This window comes from Bradyrhizobium sp. (assembly GCF_019242285.1).
In the GTDB taxonomy this organism is placed as follows: domain Bacteria; phylum Pseudomonadota; class Alphaproteobacteria; order Rhizobiales; family Xanthobacteraceae; genus Bradyrhizobium.
Window position 1 is genome coordinate 1 of the sequence record NZ_JAFAVV010000930.1, and the last position, 2,003, is coordinate 2,003.

The 2,003-nt window shown below is 64.4% G+C and carries 4 protein-coding genes; 3 read left to right on the forward strand and 1 reads right to left on the reverse strand.

Going from position 1 to position 2,003, the window contains the following annotated elements; translation table 11 throughout:
• On the reverse strand, window positions 1-286 hold a 286-nt coding region (locus JOY90_RS38040; protein ID WP_291696221.1), incomplete at its 3' end, for a hypothetical protein.
• Window positions 287-493: 207 nt separating this feature from the next.
• Between JOY90_RS38040 and JOY90_RS38045 the strand changes: the two genes are divergently transcribed.
• The 3 genes from JOY90_RS38045 to JOY90_RS38055 form a co-directional block, all read left to right on the forward strand.
• Window positions 494-1,285: a GntR family transcriptional regulator gene (locus JOY90_RS38045; RefSeq protein WP_291696222.1), complete on the forward strand. Its 792-nt coding sequence runs from the start codon at window positions 494-496 to the stop codon at window positions 1,283-1,285.
• A 121-nt stretch (window positions 1,286-1,406) separates the two neighbouring features.
• Window positions 1,407-1,712 carry a TOBE domain-containing protein gene (locus JOY90_RS38050; protein ID WP_291696223.1) on the forward strand — a complete coding sequence of 102 codons (306 nt, stop codon included), beginning with the start codon at window positions 1,407-1,409 and terminating at the stop codon, window positions 1,710-1,712.
• Window positions 1,705-2,003, forward strand: a 299-nt coding sequence (locus tag JOY90_RS38055; protein ID WP_291696224.1) for an MmgE/PrpD family protein, incomplete at its 3' end; no start/stop codon positions are given. The genes JOY90_RS38050 and JOY90_RS38055, both read left to right, overlap by 8 nt.

Genomic DNA, 2,003 nt, shown 5'->3' on the forward strand with positions numbered 1-2,003 from the left:
GCGCGATCAGCGCGGATCGGAACCAGAACGCGCAGTCTCGGCGAGATTGACGTGTTGCGGTGACAATAACGCTATCAAGCTTGCGGACATGACATTGACTGGCGGCTGTAATCGCGCTTTCGGCCGCCATTGCCTTTTCGCGGCCGACAACGTCGGCTGTCAGGCTGCGGAATTTGTCCATCACTTGCTCCTCTGGCACTGGTGGCTCCGGCTTTCCCATCGGGACGTCGCAACGTCGTTCGACGATCGCGCGGTCACCGAGCTCAGCGGTGATCTCGACGTGCATCTGCTCAAAGCGGCCGGAAATCGCGGGGGTCGCTCACCAATGACGCGCGATCGAGCAGTGAGAACGCATCGTCCCTGAAGCGTCGTCGGTCCTTGAAGCCGGCCGGTTCGACCTTTCCGTCCAGCAACGCGATCGCGGCGGTGTATTGCCAGGAGAACCTTTCAGCAAAATCCCTTTGCATATACGTGTATACACAGTTATACGAAATTGGAAGCCTCATGCAGTCGCTGGGAGGCGGCCATCTCAGGTTCCAATACTGTCAAGGACGACGCGCTCCTGATCTGGTCAGGTCCCGCGTCGTCGCGGGCGGTCGGAGGGCTGGCCGAGCACGCCTATCGGGCGATCCGCAATGCGATTCAGGAGGGGCGGCTCGAAGCCGGTCAACGCGTTCTCGAGCTGGAGTTGTGCTCCTGGCTGAAGGTCAGCCGCACGCCCATTCGCGAGGCCCTGCGCCGATTGCAGTCGGATGGGATGCTGGTTCATGCGCCCGGCGGTGGCCTGTCGGTGGCGCAGCATGATTTGCGCGCGGTGGCCGAGCTCTATGACGTGCGCGAACGTCTCGAAGGCACGGCGGCGGCGCTCTCGGCGCGCTTCGCCGATGCGACCGAAGTCCACATGCTGCAGGCCATGGTGGATTTGCACCGGCAACTGCCCGACGACCCGAAAGTTCACGCGCGGGAAAACATCATCTTTCACGAGCATATCTATCGCGCCGCCCACAACCGTTTTTTGCTGAAGAGCCTGCAGGACCTGCACGATTCCGTCGTGCTGCTCGGCCGCACCACCTTCGCCGCGCCCGGCCGTATCGCCGAAGCGCTGGGAGAGCACCAGGCCATCGTCGCCGCGATCGCCCAACGCAATGAAGCCGAAGCCGAGGAACTGATGCGCCGTCACGTCCGCCGCGGCTACGAACTGCGGCTCAGCGCGATGGCGGAGGCTGCCCGCGCCGGATCGCAACACCGGCTCGATAGCCGCAAGGAGCCGCCCGACAAGAAATAGAGGGGGTCGAACAAGACGCGGCCAAGCCGCGCGAAGAGCGAGGAAACGACTTTATGAAATTGGGCATCGAGATTTTCGCGCCGCACCGGCGCGTGGGAGCCAGTGGCAGCTCGAGAACGGTTTGCCGCTCGAGGTCGACCCGGCGACGGACTGCCGCGACGGCCGCTCGAAGATCGCGCTGCTTCGTCCCGAAGCGATCCGCCTCGACCAAGCTCCGGCACCGGTCGTCACGGGACGGAACCGCATCACCGGCCGCGTCGTCGTCGGAATGCATCTCGGACCCCGCGTCGAATACATCGTCGAGGTCGGCGAAGATCGGCTGCGCGCTTATTCCCGAGCTGCGCTTGCGCCGGGCAGCCCCGCAATCCACGACTGCCGCCTCGTCGATGACATGCCCCAAACCGAAGTGATGTCCCGCCATGCTTGACAATGTTTCCGTTCCGTCTGCGCTGACGACACCGGCCCGGCGTCTGGCCGAGTTTGCCGCCGATCTCACCTTCGATGACGTTCCAAAACCCGTGCTCGATCGCGGCAAGCTCTTGATCCTCGATGCGCTCGGATGCGGGCTCGCCTCCAACGCCTACGGCTTCTCCGACGTTGCGGTGGCCGGCACCACGGCGCTTGGCGGCGAGGGGACGTGCAGCGTGATCGGCCGCGACGTCCGCCTGCCGGTGCGCGACGCGGCGCTCGTGAACGGCATGCTGATCCATGGCCTCGA